This window comes from Ruminococcus sp. CAG:379 (genome assembly GCF_000434255.1).
GTDB lineage: Bacteria > Bacillota > Clostridia > Oscillospirales > Ruminococcaceae > Ruminococcus_F > Ruminococcus_F champanellensis.
The window spans coordinates 50,280-51,897 of the sequence record NZ_FR894882.1 but is presented as its reverse complement, the minus strand read 5'-3'; the positions used below and the strand labels follow the sequence as shown (position 1 = coordinate 51,897).

Genomic DNA, 1,618 nt, shown 5'->3' with positions numbered 1-1,618 from the left:
GGGGCCATGCCCCGATGGCGATCCTGCCGCAGCGCAGGCTCTGCCGGGGGGTATTGTCCGGCAGCCGCTCCTTGATGAGGGTGTACACGAACAGCACAGCGCCGCCCACCAGAATGATAATGGCGGTAAGCCCGGAGAATACGTTGGCAAGCTCCTGGTCAAATTCGTTCAGCAGGGAGGTGAGCATGCTGTAGGAATTGATGGTGAAATGCACCACGATACAGGGGATGATGGAATCGTGCTTGGTGGCAATGTATCCCAGAAGGATGCCAACCAGGAAGGTGAGGATGCCCTGGGCGATGTTTTCGTGGGCAAGGGAAAAGAACAGGGCGCTCATGAAGATGCCGAAGCGCTGGCTCACCCGGGACATGACCTTCAGGAAAAAGCCCCGGTACAGCAGCTCCTCGGTGATGGGCGCTACCAGGCAGGTGCTGAGAATCATGGCGGCAAGCTGCAATTTGCTGCCGGACAGGCTGAAATCCGGGGTGTAGGTGCCATAGCCCCCCTTGACCAGCAGATCGTCCACAAAGGTGGCAAGCAGGGCGGATGCCAGCTGTAAAAACAAACCCAGCCCCATATACCGGAGCATGGTGGGCACGGTGAGCTTCTTGGTCTGGAACAAAGATCCGATTGGGATCTTTGCCCATCGGCAGCCCAGCAGGAACAGCCCCGTATTGCCCAGCAGGAACACAAAGGTGTTCAGCGCCATGGACAGGGAGGAATTGCTGATGTAGCTGCTGACGATGGAGTCGTAATTGTCCGGCAGGGTGCCGTTCAGGTGCCGGTCCACCCCGGACAGCACCAGGGGGAAGATGGTGTACAGGATCGTGGCGATCACATTGGTGGCAACCAGGTGCAGCAGCAGGATGCCGCCTCCCAGGTTGTAGAACCGGCGGATGTTTGCACGCTCCAGCTTGGCAGGCAGCACCGGCAGTTCATATCCGGGGGCTGTGATGGGGGGGAGAATATCCGAATAGTCCAGATTATAATCACGGTTTTCCGTGGGATTGTCAAAGGGATTTCTGGGATCGATCCCGGAAGGGGTTGTGGTTTGTGGTTCCTGCATAATGCCCTCCTTGTATAGCTTGTGATACTTCTAGTATATACTTTTTTATCCCGTTCGTCAAGGCGGCAGATACGCAAAAAGCCGGACAGCATGCGCTGTCCGGTATTCGTTCAGAGAATAAAGCAGATCAGACCGTTGCAGCCCTCGTTGATGACCCGCTCCAGTGCCTCCTGCAGCTTCATCCGGGCCTCCACCGGCATTTTGTACAGCTTGTTTTGCAGCCCCTCGTTCATCAGATCGTGGAGGGACTTGCCGAAAATGTTGGATTCCCACAGCTTTGTAGGATTCTCCTCGAACTCCTGCAGCAGGTAATCCACCAGTTCCTTGCTCTGGGCCTCGGAGCCCACGATGGGGCTGATGGTGGTATTGATGTCCGCCCGCATCAGATGCAGGGAGGGGGCGGATGCCTTCAGGCGCACCCCGTATTTGCCCCCCTGCCGGATGATCTTGGGCTCCTCCAGGGACAGCTCCGTAATATCCGGCATCACGATGCCGTAGCCGGTGGCTTCTACCTCCGCCAGGGCGCTTTCCAGCTTGCCGTATGCCTTCTTC

At 57.4% G+C, this 1,618-nt stretch carries 2 protein-coding genes; both read right to left on the bottom strand.

The features are described 5' to 3' along the window. A partial coding sequence (locus QVO51_RS05115; protein WP_288167883.1) for a CPBP family intramembrane glutamic endopeptidase occupies positions 1–1,066 on the bottom strand: 1,066 nt, incomplete at its 3' end. 110 nt (positions 1,067–1,176) lie between these two features. After that, the coding region (locus tag QVO51_RS05110) for a sporulation stage IV protein A (RefSeq protein ID WP_369677900.1) at positions 1,177–1,618 on the bottom strand (442 nt) is incomplete at its 5' end.